This is a genomic window from Streptomyces sp. NBC_00846 (assembly GCF_045207325.1).
Taxonomy (GTDB): domain Bacteria; phylum Actinomycetota; class Actinomycetes; order Streptomycetales; family Streptomycetaceae; genus Streptomyces.
Window position 1 is genome coordinate 7,137,060 of sequence record NZ_CP108846.1, and the last position, 23,870, is coordinate 7,160,929.

1 protein-coding gene is annotated in these 23,870 nt (G+C 72.3%); it reads left to right on the top strand.

Annotation, left to right across the window (positions count from 1 at the left end; genetic code table 11):
• The first annotated feature begins 31 nt into the window (after positions 1-31).
• Positions 32-23,866, top strand: a complete 23,835-nt coding sequence (locus OG936_RS32670; RefSeq protein ID WP_406499535.1) for a non-ribosomal peptide synthase/polyketide synthase — start codon at positions 32-34, stop codon at positions 23,864-23,866.
• Positions 23,867-23,870: the final 4 nt, after the last annotated feature.

The window sequence follows — 23,870 nt, forward strand, 5'->3', positions numbered from 1 at the left end:
ACACGCCTGCTCACACTCCTGGAGGTACCCCATGTCCCGTCGCGATGGCGACTCCTATCCCCTGACGGCGGCCCAGCGTGAGATCTGGCTCGCCGAGCAGCGCGCGCGGACAACGCTCGACGCCTACCGCATCGGCGAATACCTGGAGGTCCACGGCCCGGTTGACGCCGAGCTCGTCGAGACCGCGCTGCGTCGGGTCGTCGACGAGATCGATGCGCTGCACGTGACCTTCGTCCACGACGGGCAGGAGCCACGCCAGGTCGTCCGTGCGGCATGGGACTGGGAACCGACCCGGCTCGACCTGAGCTCGGAGCCCGAACCCCGGGCGGCGGCCCTGGCATGGATGGCCCGGGACCGGATGCGTCCGCTGGACCTCACCCGCGATCCGCTCTTCAGCTTCGCACTGATCAGCCTCTCGCCGGTGCACCACCTCCTGTACCAGAACCACCACCACCTGGTGATGGACGGATTCGGCCTCTCCCTCGTCCGGCGGCGGGTCACGCGGATGTACACGGCGCTGGCCTCGGGCGGCCCGGTTCCGCCGTCGCCGCTCCGTTCGCTGGACGACCTGCTCCGCAGTGAGACCGACTACCGCGCCTCGGCGCAGTGCGCCTCCGATCGTTCGTACTGGACGGAGCGGTTCGCCGACCGGCCGGAACCCACTCAGTTCACCGGCCGAGCTTCGCGTGGCGGGAGCGGCCTGCGTGCCTCGGTGGAACCGGGGGTGCTCCGCGTGGACGCGCTGCGAGCGGCGGGAGCGCATACCGAAGTCCACTGGTCCCGCCTGCTGATCGCGGCGGCGGCTCTCTACGCGCACCGGCTCACCGGGGACAGGGACGTTCTGATCGGCCTTCCCGTCACCGGGCGCGAGGGGGCCGAACGCACCTTGCTGTCCACGCCCGGCACGATGGCGAACGTGGTGCCCCTGCGCCTGCCAATGCGACCGGACATGCGGTGGCACGACCTGGTCGCCGAGGCGGCATGGGAGGCCGACGCGGCCCTCGCGCACCAGCGCTACCGCAGCGAGGACCTGTTCCGGGACCTCGGTGTTCCCGGTCCCCCCGGGGCGGCGTTCCCACTCGTCGTCAACATCCTGGTCTTCGACTCCGCGCCGAGCTTCGCCGGGCACCCCGCCACGCTGCGCTACCTGCTCCCGGAACCGACCACCGGGCTGGCCCTCTGGGTCACGGGCCGACGGGGAGACAATGAACTCCGGGTCGAACTCAAGGGTGCGCCCCAGACCTGGAGCGAGGACGAACTCGCCGTCCACCAACGGCGGCTGATCGCGCTGCTGGACACCGTCGCGCACTGCGCCCCGCAAGAGCCGGTCGGCCGGATCGGCCTGCTCGCCGCGGACGAGGAGCGTGAACTGCTGGCGCTGGGCACCGGCCCGGTAGCCAAGGCATCCGCCGAGAACCTGCCGGAGGTCTTCCGGGCGCAGGTGCGGGCGACGCCGGACGCGGTGGCGGTGGTGGGGTCGGACACGTCGCTGACGTATGCGGAGCTGGACGCGCGGGCGAACCGGCTGGCGCATGCCCTGATCGCTTGCGGGGCCGGGCCGGAGCGGCTGGTCGCGGTGGCCCTGCCGCGCTCGGCGGAACTGGTGGTGGCCATCCTTGCGGTGCTCAAGGCCGGAGCCGCCTGTGTTCCGGTCGATCCGGAGTACCCCGCCGCCCGGATCGGGTACATGCTCGACGACGCCCGGCCGGTCCTGGTGGTGACCGACTCCCGCACCCGGGACCGGTTGCCCGAGGCCGGTTCCGCCGAGCGGCTGGTGGTCGACGCCCCGGAGACCGCGGCCATGGTGGCGGGTTGCCCGGCAGCGGATCCTGAGGTGGCCGTGGAACCGGAGCATGCGGCCTACATCATCTACACCTCCGGTTCCACCGGGCGGCCCAAGGGCGTGGTGCCGACGTACGGCGGCCTGCTCAACCTGTTCGCCGACCAGCAGCGGGCACTGTACCCGCCCCTGCTCTCGGAACGGCGCCGGCTCCGCGTCGCCCTCACCACATCGGTTTCGTTCGACGCGTCCTGGAACCAGTTGCTCAGTCTGTTCGCGGGCCACGAGTTGCATGTCCTGGATCAGGCGACCTGGACCGACCCGGACGCCTTCGTCGACTACGCCGGGCGCTGCCGCCTCGACTTCGTCGAGGCCACCCCGTCGTACCTCCAAGTTCTGGTAGCACAGGGGATGTTGGACGATCCGCGGTGTCCCGTGATGGTCGCAGCGGGCGGGGAGGCCGTCCCGGAGCAGCTGTGGGAGCGGCTGCGCGCGGCCGACGAAGTGTCCTGCGTGAACTTCTACGGGCCGTCCGAGTGCACGGTGAACTCGGTCGTCGCGCCGCTGGAATCGAGCCGGCGCCCGGTGATCGGCCGGCCGGTTGGCAACACCCGGCTCCATGTGCTGGACGGCGCGCTGCGGCCGATGCCCACGGGCGAGGCGGGTGAGCTGTACATCGCCGGCGCAGGCCTGGCACGGGGCTACCTGAACCGGCCGGGTCTGACCGCCGAGCGTTTCGTGGCCGACCCGTTCGGGCCGGCCGGCTCGCGGATGTACCGCACCGGCGACCTGGTGCGGTGGGGCCCGGACGGGAACCTGGAGTTCCTCGGCCGTACCGACGACCAGGTCAAGGTCCGGGGATTCCGGATCGAACTCGGCGAGATCGAGGCCGTGCTTGTCGAGCACCCGCAAGTCGCGCAGGCCGCCGTTGTGGTGCGTACCGAAGAGGACACCCGGCTGGTCGCCTACTTCGTTCCGGCACCCGGCGCCACGGTGGCCGTGCCCGCGCTGCGCGAGCACCTGCGCGAGCAGTTGCCGGAGTACATGGTGCCCACCGCGTTCGTGATGCTGGACGCACTGCCGCTGACGCCGAACCGGAAGCTCGACCGACGGGCCCTTCCAGCCCCCGAGCAAGCCTCGGCCGCCCCGGGCCGCGCACCGCGCACCGCGACCGAACACCTACTGGCCGGGCTGTTCGCCGAGGTGCTCGGGGTGGCCGTGGCCGGGCCGGACGACAGCTTCTTCGACCTCGGCGGGCATTCGCTGCTGGCCACCCGGCTGGTCGCCAGGGCACGGTCGGTGCTGGGCGTGGAGCTGAGGCTGAGTGACCTGTTCGACGCACCGACGGTGGCGGAACTGGCAGCGGCGGTGGACGGCGCGGGCCGGGCGCGGCCGGCGCCGGGGCGGCGCGAGCGGCCCGAGGTGATCCCGCTGTCCTTCGCGCAGCGCCGGTTGTGGTTCCTGCACCGCATGGAGGGCCCGAGCGCCACATACAACATCCCGCTGGCGCTGCGGCTGTCCGGCGACCTGGACCAGCGGGCCCTGGAAGCCGCTCTGGCGGACGTGGTCGAGCGGCACGAGAGCCTGCGCACCGCCTTCCCCGTGGTCGACGGGGTGCCGTGCCAGCGGGTGATGGACCTCGAGGCGGCACGGCCGCGACTGCGGGTGACCGAGGTCGGCGAGGGCGACCTGCCGGATCGGCTGGTGGCGGCGGCCCGGCACGGCTTCGAGCTCTCCGAGGGGCCGCCGCTGCACGCCGAACTGTTTCAACTGGGCACCGACGAGCACGTGCTGCTGCTGGTGGTGCATCACATCGCCGGTGACGGCTGGTCGATGGGACCACTCTCGCGGGACCTGGCGACCGCCTACGCGGCCCGGTCCGAGGGGGCGAAGCCGGAGTGGTCTCCGCTGCCGGTCCAGTACGCCGACTACGCCCTCTGGCAGCGGGAGCTGCTCGGGGAAGGCGCTGACCCGGACAGCCTGCTGAGCCGTCAACTGGCCTACTGGCGTGAGCAGTTGGCGGAACTGCCCGAGCAGGTCGAGCTGCCGTTCGACCGGCCCAGGCCGACGGCGATGTCCCACCGGGGCGCCCATCTGCCGGTGCGGATCGACGCCGAACTGCACCAGGGCCTGCGCGCGCTCGCCCGTGACGGCGGGGCCAGCCTCTTCATGGTGCTCCAGGCCGGGCTGGCCGCCCTGTTGGGCAAGCTCGGCGCGGGCACCGACGTCCCGATCGGCACGCCGATCGCAGGACGCACCGACGAGGCCGTGGACGAGCTGGTCGGCTTCTTCGTCAACACCCTGGTGCTGCGTACCGACCTCTCCGGCGACCCGTCGTTCACCGAACTGCTGGGCCGGGTGCGCGCCGACGCGCTGGCCGCGTACGCGCATCAGGACATGCCGTTCGAGCACCTCGTAGAGGCGCTGAACCCGACCCGGTCGCTGGCACACCACCCCCTGTTCCAGACCATGCTCGCGTTGCAGAACGCTCCGCTCGGCACGTTCGACCTGCCGCGGCTGCGGGTGGAAACAGACCTGGTGCACACCGGGACGGCCAAGTGCGACCTGACCTTCATGCTGGCCGAACAGCCCGACGAGGACGGGCTGTCGGGCCTGGTGGAGTACAGCACCGACCTGTTCGACGCGGCCACCGTGGAGGGGATCGTCGATCGGTGGCTGCGGCTGCTCCGCGCCGTGGTGGCCGCCCCCGGTCGGCGGATCGGCCAAGTGGACGTGCTGTCCGCCGACGAGCTCCGCGCGCTGCTGCCGGCCGTCGTCGGCCAGAGCGAAGAGTTGCCGGAGAGCGGCATCACCACGCTCTTCGAGCAGCAGGTACGGGCGAACCCGGCAGCAGTCGCAGTGGTGAGCAGCGAAGTCACGCTGACATATGGCGAGTTGAACGCCCGAGCCAACCAGCTTGCGCACGCCCTGATCGCCCGGGGCGTGGGACCGGAGCAGCTGGTGGCGCTGGCCCTGCCGCGCTCGGCCGAGCTGGTAGTGGCGGTCCTCGCGGTCCTCAAGGCGGGAGCCGCCTACGTTCCGGTGGACCCGCAGTACCCGGCCGCCCGGATCGCCTACCTGCTTCAGGACGCCCGGCCGTCGTTGCTCGTGACGACGGGTGGGATCGGTGAACTGCCGGGCGCAGACCCGGTGGAACGGCTCCTGCTGGACGCCGCCGACCTGGACGGACTGCCGGACACCGACCCGGAGATCCCCCTCGATCCAGGCCACCCTGCCTACGTCATCTACACCTCCGGGTCCACCGGCAACCCCAAGGGTGTCGTGGTCCCGCACCGGAACGTGGTGCGGCTGTTCGGCACCACCCAGGAGCTGTTCGACTTCTCCGCCAAGGACGTCTGGACCCTCTTCCACTCCTACGCCTTCGACTTCTCGGTGTGGGAGCTGTGGGGCCCGCTGCTGTACGGCGGCCGTCTGGTGGTCGTGGACCTCGAGACCAGCCGCTCGCCCCACCGGTTCCTGGAGCTCCTCGCACGTGAGCGGGTGACGGTGCTCAACCAGACGCCGTCCGCCTTCTACCAGCTGATGCAATCAGACGAGGAGGCACCGGAGACCGGCCGTTCGCTCGCCCTGCGCACCGTGGTGTTCGGTGGCGAGGCGCTGGAGCACACCCGGCTGACGAGCTGGTACGAGCGACACCCGGACGACGCGCCGCTGCTGGTCAACATGTACGGCATCACCGAGACCACCGTGCACGTGACCTACGCCGCGCTCGACCGGTCCGGCGCCGCCGGCCAGGTCGGCGCGGCCATCCCGGACCTGCGTACGTACGTGTTGGACGCCCACCTGCGGCCGGTGCCCCCGGGCGTGCCCGGCGAACTGTACGTCGCGGGTGCCGGGCTGGCCCGGGGGTACCTGAACCGGCCCGGTCTGACCGCCGGGCGCTTCGTGGCCGACCCGTTCGGGCCGGCCGGTACGCGCATGTACCGCAGCGGCGACGTCGTGCGCCGGTGTGCGGACGGCAGCCTGCGGTTCGTGGGCCGGGCCGACGACCAGGTGAAGGTCCGCGGCTTCCGGATCGAACTCGGCGAGATCGAGGCGGCGCTCGCCGCGCACCCCGGAGTCACCCAGGTCACCGTCCTGGCGCGGCAGGACCGGGCCGACGACACCCGGCTGGTCGCGTACCTGGTGGCCGCCCCGGGTGCCGCCCCGCGCTCGGCCGAACTGCGCGAGCACCTGCGGGAGCGGCTGCCGGAGTACATGGTGCCGGCCGCGTTCGTCACCCTGGAAAGCCTGCCGCTGACCGCCAACGGCAAGCTGGACCGACGTGCGCTGCCCGCACCCGACCTCGCTCCGACGAACACCGGCCGCGCGCCGCGTACGCCGCAGGAGCAGATCCTGTGCGAGCTGTTCGCCGAGGTCCTCGGGGTGGCCGAGACCGGTGTCGAGGACAGCTTCTTCGACCTGGGCGGGCACTCGCTGCTGGCGACCCGCCTGACCGCCCGGGTCCGCGCGACCCTGGGAGTGGAGCTGGAGCTGCGCACCCTGTTCGAGACCCCGACCCCGGCCGGCGTGGCCTCCGCGCTGGCGGGTGCCCGCCAGGCGCAGCCGGCCCTGGTGCCCCACCCGCGTCCCGAACGGATCCCGCTGTCGTTCGCGCAGCGGCGGCTCTGGTTCCTGCACCAGCTGGAGGGTGCCGACGCGAACTACCACATCTCCCTGGCATGGCGGCTGTCCGGGAACCTGGACCGGCGGGCCCTGGCAGCCGCCCTGGCGGACGTGGCGGCCCGGCACGAGAGCCTGCGCACCGTCTTCCCGGCGGTGGACGGCGTGCCGTACCAGCAGGTTCTGGACGTCGCGGCGGGCCGCCCGCGGCTGGATGTGAGCCGGACCACCGAGGCCGGGCTGCCGGACGTGCTGGCGACCGCGAAGGCCCGACCGTTCGACCTGGCGGTCGATCCGCCGCTGCGCGTCGGACTGTTCGAGCTCGCGCCGGACGAGCACGTGCTCCAGGTGGTGCTCCACCACATCGCGGGCGACGGCTGGTCGCTGGGCCCTTTCGCACAGGACCTGACCGCCGCCTACGCGGCGCGCCGCCGCGGCGAGGAGCCACAGTGGGCGGAGCTGCCGGTCCAGTACGCCGACTACACCCTGTGGCAGCACGAGCTGCTCGGCGACGCAACCGACCGGGAAAGCCTGTTCGCCCGCCAGATGGCCTATTGGACAAGGCAGTTGGCCGATCTGCCGGAGCAGCTCCGGCTGCCCGGCGACCGGCCCCGACCGGCAGTCGCCTCGCACCGGGGCGGCCTCGTGCACGCCGGGCTGGACGCGGAGCTGCACCGCGGTCTGCGCGAGCTCGCCCGTGTGCACGGGACCAGTCTGTTCATGGTGCTTCAAGCCGGGCTGGCGGCGCTGCTGAGCAAGCTCGGCGCGGGCGACGACATCCCGGTCGGCAGCCCGGTCGCCGGCCGGACCGACCAGGCACTCGACGAGCTGGTGGGCTACTTCGTCGACACCCTGGTGTTCCGTACGGACACCTCGGGCGATCCGACGTTCGCCGAGCTACTGGGCCGGGTGCGGGACACCGCGCTGGCCGGGTACGCCAACCAGGACCTGCCGTTCGAGTACCTCGTCGAGGCCCTCAATCCGGTGCGGTCGCTGGCGCATCACCCGCTGTTCCAGGTCATGCTGGTGCTGCAGAACGCGCCCAGGGCCGACTTCGCCCCGCCCGGGCTGCGCGTCGGCGAGGTGGAGCTGACCACGACCACGTCCAAGTTCGACCTGGTCTTCTCGCTGTCCGAGCGGCACGCCGGAGACGGCGCCCCGGACGGGATCGACGCGTTCGTACAGTTCGCGAGCGATCTGTACGATCCGGCCACCGTCGACACGATGGTCGCGCGCTGGATGCGGCTGCTGAGGGCGGCCGTCGCCGACCCGCAGCAGCGGCTCGGCCGCGTCGATCTGCTGTCCGTCGAGGAGCGCTGCGAGCTGCTGCCCGCCGTCGAGGGCGAGGCGGTCGCCGCGAGCCTGCCGGAGATGTTCGCGGCGCAGGTGGCGGCGACGCCCGAGGGCGTTGCTCTGGCCTCCAAAAGCATGGAGTTGACGTACCGTCAGCTGAATACGTGGGCGAACCGGTTCGCGCATGCGCTGATTGCGCGGGGTGTGGGTCCGGAGCAGATCGTGGCGGTGGCACTGCCGCGGTCGGTGGAGTTCGTGGTGGCCGTCCTGGGCATCCTGAAGACGGGAGCCGCCTATCTGCCGGTGGATCCGGCGTATCCGGAGTCGCGGATCGCGTTCATGCTGGAGGACGCGCGGCCGGCCGTGGTGGTCGACGACCCGGCGATGGTGGCCGACGTGTCCGAGCGCCCGGACACCGATCCCGCCGTTGCGGTGGACGCCCGGCACTCGGCGTACGTGATCTACACGTCCGGCTCGACCGGACGGCCCAAGGGCGTCGTGGTGAGCCATGCGGGCCTGCGGGGAATGGTCGCCGAGCAGGTCGAGCGGCTCGGCATCGACGCGGCCGGCCGGGTGCTCCAGTTCTCCTCGCCCAGCTTCGACGTCTCGCTGTGGGACCTGTGCGGCGCCCTGCTCACCGGTGCCGCCCTGGTGCCGGCGCCCGCGGACGAGCCGGTCGCCGCGCTGACCGACCCGAGCCTCGCTCTCACCCATGCGACGGTGCCGCCGTCCGTGCTGGCGGCGCTGTCGCCGGACGCGGTGACCGTGCCGACGCTGGCGGTCGCGGGTGAGGCCTGCCCGCCGGAACTGGTGGCGCGCTGGGCGCCGGGGCGCCGGATGATCAACGCGTACGGTCCGACCGAGACGACGGTGTGCGCGACGATGAGCGAGCCGCTGTCGCCGGGGACGGGCGTGCCGCCGATCGGCCGTGCCATCGCCGGGTTCCGGACGTACGTGCTGGACCAGCGGCTGGACCTGGTGCCGCCCGGTGTGACCGGGGAGCTGTACGTCGCCGGCCCGGGTCTCGCGCGCGGCTACCTGAACCGGCCCGGGCTCTCCGCCGGGCGGTTCGTGGCCTGCCCGTTCGGCACGGCAGGTGAACGCATGTACCGCACCGGCGACCTGGTGCGCCGACGCGCTGACGGCCAGTTGGAGTACCTCGGCCGTGCCGACGACCAGGTGAAGGTGCGCGGCTTCCGGATCGAACTCGGCGAGATCGAGACAGCGCTGGCCGAACACCCGCAGGTCGGCCAGGTCGCGGTGATCGCCCGGAAGGACCAGGCGGAGGACACCCGCCTGGTCGCCTACCTGGTGCCCGCCACCGGCGCCGAGCTTCAGCCGGAGGAACTGCGCACTCACCTCCGCGAGTGGCTGCCGGACTACATGCTGCCCGCCGCGTTCGTCGCCCTCGACGCCCTGCCGTTGACCGCCAACGGCAAGCTCGACCGGCGTGCCCTGCCCGAGCCGGAGTTCACCGGATCGCGGGTCGGCAGGGCGCCGCACACTCCGCAGGAGCAGGTGCTGGCCGAGCTGTTCGCCGAGGTCCTGGGCCTGACGCGGGTCGGCGTCGACGACAACTTCTTCGACCTGGGGGGACACTCCCTGCTGGCCACCCGGCTGGTGGCCCGGGTCCGGACGGCCCTGGGCGTCGAGCTGGCGCTGCACACCCTGTTCCGAACCCCGACGGTGGCCGGGCTGGCCGCCGTTCTGGGTGGCGCCGACCGAGCCAGGCCCGCCCTGGACCGGGCGGAGCGGCCCGAGCGGGTACCGCTGTCGTCCGCGCAGCGGCGGCTCTGGTTCCTGCACCAGTTGGAGGGCGCCGGACCGATCTACAACATGCCGCTGGCGTGGCGGCTCTCCGGACCGCTGGACCGGGTGGCTCTGGAGAAGGCGCTCGCCGACGTCGTCGACCGGCACGAGAGCCTGCGCACGGTCTTCCCGGCGGCGGACGGCGTGCCGTTCCAGCAGGTGCTGGGCCCCGGGGCGGTGCGGCCGAAGCTGCGGGTCACCCCGGCCGGCGAGACGGACCTGCCGGAGCTGCTGGCGGTCGCCGCGGCGCGCGGATTCGACCTCGCCACCGAACCACCGCTGCGCGCCGAGCTGTTCGCGGCGGCGCCGGACGAGCACCTGCTGCTGGTGGTGGTCCACCACATCGCCGGTGACGGCTGGTCGCTGGGCCCTTTGTCGGCCGACCTGGCCACCGCGTACGCGGCGCGCTGCCGGGGCGAGGAACCGCAGTGGGCGCCGCTGCCCGTCCAGTACGCCGACTACACCCTGTGGCAGCACCAGCTGCTCGGCGACGCGGGCGACCAGGACAGCCTGTTCGCCCGCCAGGCGGCCTACTGGACCAGGACATTGGCGGACCTGCCGGAACAGATCCGGCTTCCTGCCGATCGCCACCGCCCGTCCGCTCCCACCTACTCCGGCGGCCACCTCGCGATCGAGCTGGACGCCGAGCTGCACGCCGGGCTGGTCCGCCTGGGCCGGGAGCACGGGGCCAGCGCCTACATGGTGTTGCAGGCCGCGCTGGCGGCGCTGCTGGACAAACTCGGCGCGGGAACGGACATCCCGGTCGGCAGCCTGATCGCGGGCCGGACCGACCAGGCACTGGACGACCTCGTCGGGTTCTTCGTCAATACCCTGGTGCTGCGGACCGACACCTCGGGCGACCCGACCTTCGCCGAGCTGCTGGGCCGGGTCCGGGAGAACGCACTGGCCGCGTACGCGCACCAGGACCTGCCGTTCGAGCACCTCGTCGAGGCCCTCAACCCGGTCCGGTCGCTCGCCCGCCAGCCCCTTTTCCAGGTCATGCTGGCGCTGCAGAACGTGCCCCGCACCGAGTTCGCCCTGCCCGGCCTGAGCGCCGAGACCGTACTGGTGCGGACGCCCACGGCGATGTTCGACCTCTCCATCCACCTGCTGGAGCGCGGCGGCACCGGCGCGTCGGCCGAGGGCATCATCGGGCGGGTCGAGTACAGCACCGACCTGTTCGACCACGCCACGGTCGAGGCGCTGGTCGCCCGGTGGCTGCGCCTGCTGGCGTCGGTGGTCGCCGAGCCGCACCGGCCGCTGAGCCGGATCGACGTCCTTGCCGCCGAGGAACGTCACGAGCTGCTGGTCGTGCGCAACGACACCGCGTGCCCGGCTCCCGTCGCCGGCCTGCCGTCCCTGTTCGAGGCCTGGGTCCGGGCGACCCCGCAGGCCCCGGCGGTGGTGTTCGAGGACACCTCGCTGACCTACCACGAACTGAACAGCAGGGCCAACCGTCTGGCGCACGCGCTGATCGCGCGCGGGGTGGGACCGGAACAGGTCGTCGCCCTGCGACTGCCACGCTCCCCCGAGCTGGTGGTCGCAGTCCTCGCGGTCCTCAAGACGGGCGCGGCGTACCTGCCGATCGACCCGGACTACCCGGCCGCCCGCATCGCGTACATGCTGGAGGACGCGCGACCGGCTGTGGTGCTCGACGACCTCGCGGCCGTCACACCGGCCGAGGAGCAGCCGGAGCACGATCCGACCGTCGCCGTGGACATGCGGCACCCGGCCTACGTCATCTACACCTCGGGCTCCACAGGCCGGCCCAAGGCCGTGGTGATGCCCGCCGCCGGGCTGCTGAACCTGCTTGCGTGGCAGCACGGGGCCATCGGTGGTGAACCTGGCACGCGTACCGCGCAGTTCACCGCGATCAGCTTCGACGTCTCGGTGCAGGAGACGCTCTCCGCGCTGCTGTACGGCAAGACCCTCGTGGTGTCGACCGAGGAGCAGCGCCGCAGCGCCGAGTTGTTCGCCCGCTGGCTGGACCGGCACGGGGTGGAGGAGCTGTTCGCGCCCAATCTGGTGGTCGAGGCGCTGGCCGAAGCCGCCGAGGAGGCCGGGCTGGTACTGCCGAACCTGCGGCTGATCGCGCAGGCCGGCGAGGCGATGCGGCTGGTCGGTGCCGTACGCCGCTTCCAGACCCGGCGGCCGGGCCGGGCGCTGCACAACCACTACGGCCCCGCCGAAACCCACGTGATCACCGCCTACTCGCTGCCGGCCGACCCCGCCGACTGCCCGCTGCCGGTGCCGATCGGCCGACCGATCGCCAACTGCCAGGTGTACGTGCTGGATTCGGCCTTGCGTCCGGTTGCCCCCGGCGTGACGGGCGAGCTGTATCTCGCCGGGGCAGGACTCGCCCGCGGCTACCTGAACCGGCCCGGACTCACCGCCACGCGGTTCGTCGCCAACCCGTACGGTCCGGCCGGCGCGCGGATGTACCGCACCGGTGACCTGGTCCGCTGGCGCGCCGACGGAAAGCTGGAGTTCGCGGGCCGGGTGGACCACCAGGTGAAGGTCCGCGGGTTCCGGGTCGAGCCGGGTGAGATCGAGGCCGAGCTGGCCGCGCACCCGGGTGTCTCCCAGGTTGCGGTGCTCACCCGGGCGGACCGGCCGGGCGAGACCCGGATCGTCGCGTACGTGGTGCCCACGGCCGAGACCGGGGCGACGGCTGCGACGCTGGCGACGTATCTGCGTGACCGTGTGCCGGACTACCTGGTGCCGTCGGCGTTCGTGCTGCTGGGCGTGCTGCCGCTGACGGCGAACGGGAAGCTGGACCGTGCAGCGCTGCCCGCGCCCGAACCGGGGCCCGTCGGGAGCAGCCGCGCGCCGCGCACGCCGCAGGAGCAGATCCTGTGCGAGTTGTTCGCCGAGGTGCTGGGCGCGTCGCGGGTCGGGGTCGACGACGACTTCTTCGACCGGGGCGGGCACTCCCTGCTCGCCACCCGGCTGGTCTCGCGGGTCCGGGCGACCCTCGGCGTCGAGCTGGAACTGCGCAGCCTGTTCCGGACGCCGACGCCCGCCGGGCTCGCGGCCGGGCTGCCCGACGCCGGCACCGCGCGGCTGGCCCTGGTTCCCCAGCCCCGCCGCGAGCCCATGCCGCTGTCGTTCGCGCAGCGCCGGCTCTGGTTCCTCCAGCAGTTCGGGACGCCGAGCGCCACCTACCACATGCCGCTCGCCCTGCGGCTGTCCGGCGGCCTCGACCAGGCCGCGCTGAGTGCCGCGCTCGCCGATGTGGTGGCCCGGCACGAGACCCTGCGCACGGTCTTCCCGCTCACCGCCGACGTTCCGCACCAGCGGGTGCTCGACGCCGTCGAGGCCGCCGTCCCGCTGGCGGTGCGCGCGGTCGGCGAGGCGGAGGTTCCTGCCCTGCTGCGCGAGGCGGCGGTGCGGGCATTCGACCTTACGTCGGAACTGCCGTTGCGGGCGGAGCTGTTCGCGCTCGCACCGCAGGAGCACGTGCTGCTGGTGGTGATGCACCACATCGCCGGTGACGGCTGGTCCATGGGTCCGCTGGCCCGCGACCTCGCCGCGGCCTACGCCGCCCGTCGGGGCGGTGGGACGCCCGAATGGCCTCCGCTGCCAGTGACGTACGGCGACTACACCCTGTGGCAGCACGAGGTGCTCGGCGACGAGCACGACACGGACAGTGTGTTCGCGCGCCAGGTCGCCTACTGGACCGAGGCGCTGGCCGGGCTGCCCGACCAGCTGCATTTGCCGGTCGACCGGCCGCGTCCGGCCGCCATGTCGTACCGCGGCGACTTGCTGGACGTCCGGATCGACGCCGAACTGCATGCGGCTTTGGTGGAGTTGGCGCGGCGCACCGGCACCAGTCTGTTCATGGTGCTTCAGGCGGGCCTTGCCGCGTTGTACACACGGTTGGGTGCGGGGACGGACATTCCGATCGGCAGTCCGATCGCGGGGCGTACGGACGAGGCGCTGGACGATCTGGTCGGGTTCTTCGTGAACACGCTGGTGCTGCGCACGGACACGAGCGGTGATCCGAGTTTCGCCGAGTTGCTGGGGCGGGTGCGGGAGACGGCGCTGTCGGCGTTCGCGCATCAGGATGTGCCGTTCGAGCACCTGGTGGAGGTGCTGAACCCGTCCCGGTCGCTGTCCCACCACCCGCTGTTCCAGACCGGACTGGTCGTACAGAACGCGCCGGGGGGCGACTTCGACCTGCCCGGCTTGAGGGCCACCGGGATGGCCGTGCCCACCGGGACCTCCCGGCTCGACCTGACCTTCGGCCTGGCGGAGCAGCACGGGTCCGACGGCGCGCCGGCCGGCCTGAGCGGTGCGGTCGAGTACAGCGCCGACCTGTTCGACCGCTCGACGGTGGAGACCCTGTTCGCCCGGTGGACCCGGCTGCTGGCCGCGGTCGCGGCCGCTCCGGACCGGCCGATCGGCGGGGTCGACCTGCTGTCCGACGAGGAGCGTCGCGAGCTGCTGCCCGCCGCCGAGAGCGGGACTGCCGCCACGAGCCTGCCGGAGATGCTCGCGGCGCAGGTGGCGGCGATGCCGGATGCGGTCGCGCTCGTCTGTGGCGATGTGGAGCTGACGTACGGTCAGTTGAATGTGCGGGCGAATCGGTTGGCGCATGCGCTGATCGCTCGGGGTGTGGGTCCGGAGCGGATCGTGGCGGTGGCGTTGCCGCGGTCGCCGGAGTCGGTGGTGGCGGTCCTGGGCGTGTTGAAGGCCGGGGCCGCGTACCTTCCGGTGGATCTGTCGTACCCGCGGTCGCGGATCGCGTTCATGCTGGACGACGCTCGCCCGACGGTGGTGATCGACGATCCGGCGATGGTGGCCGAGGAAGGCTGGCCGGACACCGATCCGCAGATCGCGCTCGACGTCCGGCATCCGGCCTACGTGATCTACACGTCGGGCTCGACCGGCCGGCCCAAGGGCGTCGTGGTGAGCCACACCGGCGTGCCGGGCATGGTGGCGGCGCAGGTCGAAAGGCTCGGCGTGACGGCGGGCAGCCGGGTGCTCCAGTTCGCCTCGCCCAGCTTCGACGCATCGTTCTGGGACCTGTGCAGCGCCCTGCTCACCGGTGCCGCCCTAGCCCTGGCCCCGTCCGAGGCTCCGCTGGAGGCCCTGACGGACCGTCGGCTCGACGTCACCCATGTGACGCTGCCGCCCTCGGCCCTGGCGGCGCTGGACGGCGCCGACGTCACGGCCGCCACCCTGGTGGTGGCGGGTGAGGCCTGCCCGCCGGAGCTGGTGGCCCGGTGGGCGCCGGGGCGCCGGATGATCAACGCGTACGGTCCGACGGAGACGACGGTGTGCGCGACGATGAGCGACCCGCTGTCCCCGGGGTCGGATGTGCCACCGATCGGCAGACCGGTCGCGGGTTTCCGGGCATACGTGCTGGACGAGCGGATGCGCATCGTGCCGCCGGGTGTGGTGGCGGAGTTGTACGTCGCGGGGGCGGGCCTGGCGCGCGGGTACCTGAACCGGCCGGGGCTGACGGCCGGGCGGTTCGTCGCCTGCCCGTTCGGCACGGCAGGTGAACGCATGTACCGCACGGGCGACCTGGTGCGCCGGCGCGCCGACGGTGAGCTGGAGTACGTCGGCCGTGCCGACGACCAGGTGAAGGTGCGCGGCTTCCGCATCGAGCTCGGCGAGATCGAGGCAGCCCTGGCCGAGCACCCCGCAGTCGCCCAGGCCGCCGTCCTCGCACACGACGACCGGCTCGTCGGCTACGTGGCGGCGCGTCCCGACGCTGTCGTACGGCCGGCGGAGCTGACGGCGTATCTGCGTGACCGTGTGCCGGACTACCTGGTGCCGTCGGCGTTCGTGCTGCTGGACGTGCTGCCGCTGACGGCGAACGGGAAGCTGGACCGTGCAGCGCTGCCCGCGCCCGAACCGGGGCCCGTCGGGAGCAGCCGCGCGCCGCGCACGCCGCAGGAGCAGATCCTGTGCGAGTTGTTCGCCGAGGTGCTGGGCGCGTCGCGGGTCGGGGTCGACGACGACTTCTTCGACCTGGGCGGGCACTCCCTGCTCGCCACCCGGCTGGTCGCACGGATTCGCTCGGTGCTCGGCGTGGAGCTGGGGTTGCGCGCGCTCTTCCAGGCGCCCACTGCGGCGGGAGTGGCCGAAGCGTTGGCCGAGGCCGGGCGAGCCCGCCCGGCGCTGACGGCGCACGTGCGGCCGGAAGCGGTACCGCTTTCTTTCGCCCAGCGCCGGCTCTGGTTCCTGCACCGTATGGATGGCACCGCCGCGACCTACCACATTCCGCTGGCGCTTCGGCTGACCGGGACGCTGGACACGGCGGCGCTGAACGAGGCGCTCGCCGACGTGGTGGCCCGGCACGAGAGCCTGCGGACGGTGTTCCCGGAGGTCGACGGCGTACCGTGCCAGCGTGTCCTGGATCCAGGTGCGACCCGGCCCCGGGTGTGGTTGACCGAGGTGTCGGAGGCCGAACTGCCGCAGCGGCTCGCCGAGTCCGCCCGGCAGCCTTTCGACCTTTCGGTGGAACTTCCGTTGCGGGCGGAGCTGTTCGCGCTCGCACCGCAGGAGCACGTGCTGCTGGTGGTGATGCACCACATCGTCGGTGACGGCTGGTCCACCGGCCCGCTGGCCCGCGACCTTGCCGCGGCCTACGCCGCCCGGCACGAGGGTCGCACGCCGAGCTGGCCGGCCCTGCCGGTGCAATACGCCGACTACACGCTGTGGCAGCGCGACCTGCTCGGTGACGCCGCCGATCCGGAGAGTCGGTTCGCCGAACAACTCGGTTATTGGAAGCGGCAGTTGTCCGACCTGCCGGAGCTTCTCCAGCTGCCCGCCGACCGGTCGCGGCCGGCCGTCGCCCGCTGGCACGGAGACCAGGTCGGCCTGGAGCTGAGTCCCGAACTGCATGCGGCTCTGGTGGAGTTGGCGCGGCGCACCGGCACCAGTCTGTTCATGGTGCTTCAGGCGGGCCTTGCCGCGTTGTACACACGGTTGGGTGCGGGGACGGACATTCCGATCGGCAGTCCGATCGCGGGGCGTACGGACGAGGCGCTGGACGATCTGGTCGGGTTCTTCGTGAACACGCTGGTGCTGCGCACGGACACGAGCGGTGATCCGAGTTTCGCCGAGTTGCTGGGGCGGGTGCGGGAGACGGCGCTGTCGGCGTTCGCGCATCAGGATGTGCCGTTCGAGCACCTGGTGGAGGTGCTGAACCCGTCCCGGTCGCTGTCCCACCACCCGCTGTTCCAGACCGTCTTGGCCGTGCAGAACGCTCCGATGGGCCGCTTCTCGCTGCCCGGCCTGGACGTCGCCACCTACGCAGTGCCCACCGGAACCGCCAAGTTCGACCTCGGTGTGAACCTCGCCGAACGTTTCGGGCCGGATGGAAGGCCGGCCGGGATCGTCGGCGCTGTGGAGTACGCAACCGACCTGTTCGACCGGGATACGGTCGCCGCCCTCGCCCGGCGCTGGACGTTCCTGCTGGAGGCGGTCACCGCCGACCCGGAACAGCCGATCGGGGAGATCGACCTCCTCGATGCCGGTGAGCGTCGCCGACTCCTGGAGAGTGGCAACGCGACCGCCCGTGAGGTGGGCGCCTTCCCGGTGCCGCAGGCGTTCGCGGCGCAGGTGGCGGCGATGCCGGATGCGGTCGCGCTCGTCTGTGGCGATGTGGAGCTGACGTACGGTCAGTTGAATGTCCGGGCGAATCGGTTGGCGCATGCGCTGATCGCTCGGGGTGTGGGTCCGGAGCGGATCGTGGCGGTGGCGTTGCCGCGGTCGCCGGAGTCGGTGGTGGCGGTCCTGGGCGTGTTGAAGGCCGGGGCCGCGTACCTTCCGGTGGATCTGTCCTACCCGCGGTCGCGGATCGCGTTCATGCTGGACGACGCTCGCCCGACGGTGGTGATCGACGATCCGGCGATGGTGGCCGAGGAAGGCTGGCCGGACGCCGATCCGCAGATCGCGCTCGACGTCCGGCATCCGGCCTACGTGATCTACACATCGGGCTCGACCGGCCGGCCCAAGGGCGTCGTGGTGAGCCACACCGGCGTGGCGAGTCTGGTCACCGCCCAGATCGAGCGGTTCGCGATCGAACCCGACAGCCGGGTGCTCCAGTTCGCCTCGCCCAGCTTCGACGCTTCGGTGTCGGAAGTCTTCACCGCCCTGCTGTGCGGCGCGGCCCTGGTGCTTCCTCCTGCGGCCGATCCGGTCGCCGCGCTGACGGACCCGGGCATCGCGGTCACCCATGTGACCGTGCCCCCGTCCGTCCTGGCCGCCCTGTCGGAGGACACGGTGACCGTGTCGACGCTGGTGGTGGCGGGTGAGGCCTGCCCGCCGGAGCTGGTGGCCCGGTGGGCGCCGGGGCGCCGGATGATCAACGCGTACGGTCCGACGGAGACGACGGTGTGCGCGACGATGAGCGACCCGCTGTCCCCGGGGTCGGGCGTGCCGCCGATCGGCCGTCCGATCGCCAACGCTCGGGTGTACGTGCTGGACGAGCGGATGCGCATCGTGCCGCCGGGTGTGGTGGGGGAGTTGTATGTGGCGGGCGCCGGGCTGGCGCGCGGGTACCTGAACAGGCCGGGGCTGACGGCCGGGCGGTTCGTCGCCTGCCCGTTCGGCACGGCAGGTGAACGCATGTACCGCACGGGCGACCTGGTGCGCCGGTGCACCGACGGTGAGCTGGAGTACGTCGGCCGTGCCGACGACCAGGTGAAGGTGCGCGGCTTCCGTATCGAGCTCGGCGAGATCGAGGCAGCCCTGGCCGAGCACCCCGCAGTCGCCCAGGCCGCCGTCCTCGCACAGGACGACCGGCTCGTCGGCTACGTCGTCCCGCGCCAGGCGGCGGTGCGGGACGGCGGCCTCGAAGCGGAACACGTGGGCGAGTGGCGGGACATCTACGATGCCCTGCCCATCGTTCCCGAGGAAGCCGCCTTCGGTCAGAACTTCGTCGGCTGGAACAGCAGTTACGACGCGAGCCCGATTCCGATCGAGCAGATGCGGGAGTGGCGGGACGCCACCGTGGCGCGCGTCCTGGCCCTGCGCCCCCGCCGGGTGCTGGAGGTCGGCGTCGGCACCGGCCTTCTCCTCTCGCAGATCGCACCGCACTGCGAGGCCTATTGGGCGACCGACTTCTCCGCCACCGCGATCGACGCGCTGGCCGCCCAAGTGGCGCGGGAGAAGGGGCTGGCCGAGCGTGTGGTCCTGCAGACCCGCCCGGCGCACGACATCGACGGGCTGCCGGTCGGGCGGTTCGACACCATCGTGCTGAACTCGGTGGTGCAGTACTTCCCGTCCGCCGACTACCTCGCCGACGTGATCGACCGGCTGATGCGGCTGCTCACCCCCGGCGGCGTGCTCTTCGTCGGCGACATCCGCAACCTGCGGCTGCTGCGCCCGTTGGCCACGGCCGTCCAGCTCCACCGGGCCGCCGACGGCGCCGACCTGCCTTCAGTGCGCCGTGCCGTGGAGCAAGCCCTGCTGGTGGAGAAGGAACTCCTGGTCGATCCGGACTTCTTCACCGTCCTGCGCGACCGGGGCACCGTCGGTGCCGTGGCTGTGGAGGTCAAGCGCGGTCGGCACCACAACGAGCTCACTCGCTACCGCTACGACGTCACGCTGCACAAGCAGCCGGCCGTCCCGACGGCACCGGCCGCGCCGCAGGAGCTGGCGTGGGGCCGAGAGATCGCCGACCTCAAGGAGATGCGCGAACTGCTCGCCCTGCGCGGCGCGGACCCGGTGCGCATCACCGGGGTGCCGAACCGGCGCGTCGCCTGCGAGGCAGCGCTGGCCCGGGCAGTGCAGAACGGGGACGGCACGCTCGTCGAACTGCTCGACCGGCTACACGGCCCGGACAGCGGCGACTTGCCCGACCCGGAGGATTTCCGTGAGCTCGGCGACGAACTCGGCCGCCGGGTGGACGTCACCTGGTCGGTCGGCGCGCCCGACGCCCTGGACGTCGTCATCTCCGACGTACCGGGAGACGCCCCCGTCGAGGCCTACCGGCCGCTGCGGCCGTCCGGCACCGCGTTGTCCTCGCTCGCCAACCGCCCGACCGGAAGCCGCGCTACGGGCGCCCTCGTCGGCGAACTCCGCGACCGGCTGCGCGACCGCCTGCCCGACTACCTCGTGCCGTCGGTCTTCGTCGTCCTGGACGCACTGCCGCTGACCGCCAGCGGCAAGGTCGACCGCCGCGCACTGCCCGCCCCCGATCTGGGGACGGCCGCGACCGGGCGGGCGCCGCGCACCCCGCAGGAGCAACTGCTCGCCGATCTCTTCGCCGACGTGCTCGGGCTGCCCAGGGTTGGCGTCGAGGACAGCTTCTTCGACCTCGGCGGGCATTCCCTGCTGGCGACCCGCCTGGCCTCCCGGGTCCGGGCGACCTTCGGCGCGGAGCTGGAGGTTCGCACGCTTTTCGAGCACCCGACCGTGGCCGCCTTGGCGGCCCGCCTCGACGGCTCGGTCACGGAGCGGCCCGCGCTGACCGCCCGTCCGCGCCCCGAGCGGATCCCACTGTCCTTCGCCCAGCAACGCCTCTGGTTCCTGCACCGCATGGACGGGCCGAGTGCCACCTACAACATGCCACTCGCGCTGCGACTGGACGGCGAACTGGACCGGGCGGCGCTGCAGGCTGCGCTCGCCGACGTGATCGCCCGGCACGAGAGCCTGCGGACGGTCCTGCGCGAGGCGGACGGCGTGCCGTACCAGCTCGTGCTGAGCGCGGACGAGGCCCGCCCCGAGCTGCCGGTCATCGAGCTCGATGACGTACGGCTGCCCGGCCGGCTGGCGGAGGGGGCCCAACGCGGCTTCGACCTGGCCGCCGAACCGCCGATCCGCGCGGAGCTCTGCGCGCTCGCCTCCGACCGGCATGTGCTGCTGCTCGTGGTGCACCACATCGCGGCCGACGGCTGGTCGATGGGCCCGCTCTCCCGCGACCTGGCGACGGCCTACGCGTCCCGCTGCCGGGGCGAGGAACCGCAGTGGTCCCCGCTGCCGGTGCAGTACGCCGACTACACCCGGTGGCAACGCGATCTGCTTGGCGACGCCGCCGACCCGGACAGCCTGTTCGCCCGACAACTCGCCTATTGGAGCGAGGAGCTGACCGGGCTGCCGCAGCGGCTGCAACTGCCCGCAGACCGGCCCCGGCCGGCTGTGGCCTCCCAGCTGGGCGGCCGGCTCGCCGTCCGGCTGGACGCCGAACTGCACCAGGCATTGCGGGACCTGGCCACCTCGCGCGGCGCCAGCATGTTCATGGTGCTCCAGGCCGGCCTTGCCGCGCTGCTCACCCGGCTCGGCGCCGGCACCGACATCCCGATCGGCAGTCCCATCGCCGGGCGCACCGACCAAGCCCTGGACGACCTCGTCGGGTTCATGGTCAACACCCTGGTGTTGCGCACCGACACGAGCGGCGACCCCGGATTCGCCGAACTGCTCGGCCAGGTAAGGCAGAAGGCGCTGTCCGCGTACGCCCGCCAGGACGTGCCGTTCGAGTACCTGGTCGAGGTGGTCAACCCGGCCCGATCCCTGTCGCACCACCCGCTGTTCCAGATCATGCTGGCTCTGCAGAACGCGCCATGGAGCGAGTTCACGCTGCCGGGGCTGTCGACCGGCTACCTGGAGGCACCGACCGGCACCGCGCGGGTCGATCTGACGTTCAGTCTGGCCGAGCAGTACCGACCGGACGGCAGCCTCGACGGCATGGTCGGTGCGGTGGAGTACGCCACCGATCTGTTCGATCCAGCCACCGTGGAGCTGCTGTTCGCCCGCTGGGCGCGGTTGCTGCGCGCGGTGGTTGCCGACCCCGACCGGCCGATCAGCCGGATCGACATCATGTCCGGCGAGGAACGCCACCGGCTGCTGTCCGAGTTCAACGACACCGCCGCCGAGCTGCCCGAGGCCGGGCTGCCGGAGCTGTTTGCCCGTCAGGTGCGAGCCACCCCGGATGCGGTGGCCGTCGTGGCGAGCGGCACCGAGCTGACCTATCGGGAACTCGACCTGCGGGCCAATCGTCTCGCGCGGGCGCTGATCCGCCAGGGCGTGGCGCCGGAGGCGCCGGTCGCGGTACTGCTGGAGCGCTCGGCGGACCTGGTCGTGGCGATCTTGGCGATCATCAAGGCGGGCGGCTCCTACGTGCCCCTCGACTCGCGATTCCCGCCGTCCCGCATCGACCTGATCCTCCGGGAGGCCGGGACCACGCTGGTCCTCACCGAGGACGTGCTGACCGCACTGATCCAGGCCGAGTCCGACTCGTCCGACCCTGAAGTCTTCTGTGACCCGAAGCAGTTGGCGTACGTGATGTACACCTCCGGCTCGACCGGGCGACCGAAGGGCGTCGCCGTCACCCACCGCGACGTGGTGGCCCTCGCGATGGCCCCCGACTGGCACGGCGGCGGACACGAGCGGGTGCTGCTGCACTCCCCGACCGCGTTCGACCTGTCGACGTACGAGCAGTGGGTGCCACTGCTCGGCGGCGGCCGGGTCGTCGTCGCACCGCCCGGCCGGCTCGACCTCGACCGGCTGCACCAGGCGGTCAGCGAGCACCAGGTAACCGGACTGTGGCTGACGGCCGGCCTGTTCCGCCTGGTCGCAGAGGAGCGGCCGGGCCTGCTCGCGGGGGTCCGCGAGGTGTGGACCGGCGGTGACGTGGTCTCCCCGGCCGCCGTCGCCCGGGTGCTGGCAGCCTGCCCCGGTCTTGAGGTGGTCAACGGCTACGGGCCGACCGAGGCCACGACCTTGGCCACCTGCCATCCGGTCCGAACCCTCCCCGAGCACGCCGCGACCGTGCCGATCGGCCGGCCGATGGCGAACATGCGTGCCTACGTGCTCGACGCGGGGCTGCGGCCGGTGCCGCCGGGCGTGGTCGGTGAGCTGTACCTCGCGGGGGTGGGCGTGGCCCGGGGCTACGTCGGCCGGCCCGGCCTGACGGCACAGCGGTTCACCGCCGACCCGTACGGGCCGGCCGGGGGCCGGATGTACCGCACGGGCGACCTGGCGGCGTGGCTGGCCGACGGCACACTGGAGTTCGCCGGACGGGCCGACCACCAGGTCAAGCTGCGCGGCTTCAGGATCGAGCCCGGCGAGATCGAGGCGGTGCTCGCGAGTTGCCCGGGCGTCGCCCAGGTGGCCGTCGTCGCCCGGGAGGACCAGCCGGGCGACAAGCGGCTCGTCGCCTACCTGGTGCCCGCTCCCGAGGGTGCGCCCGAGGCGGGTGAGCTGTCCGACCGGCTGCGTCGCGAACTACCCGAGTACATGGTGCCGTCGGCGTTCGTCACCCTGGACATGCTGCCGTTGACCGCCAACGGCAAACTGGACCGGGCCGCCCTGCCGGCCCCCGACTACGGGGCGCCGGGCACCGGGCGCGGCCCGCGGACGCCGCAGGAGGAGCTGCTGTGCGACCTGTTCGCCGAGGTCCTCGGCCGGGAGCAGGTGCGCATCGACGAAAGCTTCTTCGACCTGGGCGGGCACTCGCTGCTGGCCGCCCGCCTGGTCTCCCGCGTCCGCGAGACCCTCGGCGTCGAGGTCGGACTGCGCATGCTGTTCGAAGCGCCGACCGTGGCCGGGCTTACGGAACGCCTGGTCATGAACGATCCCGGCGAAGCGTTGGACGTGCTGCTGCCGCTGCGTACGACCGGGAGCCGGACACCGTTGTTCTGCATCCACCCCGGCGGCGGCATCAGCTGGTCGTACAGCGGGCTTCTGAACCACATCGGTCCGGAGTACCCGGTCTACGCGATCCAGGCGCGCGGCCTCGGCCACCCCGAGCCCCGACCGACGTCCTTCGAGGAGATGGCGGCCGACTACGCCGACCAGATCCAGAAGATCCAGCCCGAGGGCCCGTACCTGCTGCTCGGCTGGTCTGCCGGTGGGCTGATCGCCCAGGCGATCGCCTGCGAGCTTCAGGCCCGTGGTGAGCGGACCGCGCTGCTGGCGATCCTCGACGCGTACCCGGTGAAGGACGTGCAGTTCGAGGAGTTGCCCGTGCCCACCGAGCGGGACGTGCTCGTCGGGGTGCTCGACTGCGACCTGGACGAGCTGGGTGACCGGCCGCTGACCTACGGCGAGGTCGCCGAGATCCTGAGCCGGCGGGGCAGCGCACTGGCCGGCCTGACGGAGCAGCAGATCGAGGTCATCGTCCACATCATGATCAACAACGCCAAGCTGGCGGTCGACTTCGTCCCCGGCAGGTTCGACGGAGACCTGCTGCTCTTCAACTCCACGATCGACCGGGGCGCCGACAACGCCGGGCCCGGGACCTGGCGCCCGTACATCGCCGGCCGGATCGAATCGCACGAGATCACCACCCGGCACGACCGGATGACCCAAGCCGGCTCGCTGGCCCAGATCGGCCCGATCCTGGCCGCCAAGCTCGCCGAGGCCACCGGTGACACCCCAACCCGCAACCAGGAGGACTGATTCC

What these genes read in the sequence shown, in the direction of transcription:
- OG936_RS32670 (WP_406499535.1), top strand. Translation starts at nt 32, where the DNA reads ATGTCCCGTCGCGATGGCGACTCCTATCCCCTGACGGCGGCCCAGCGT.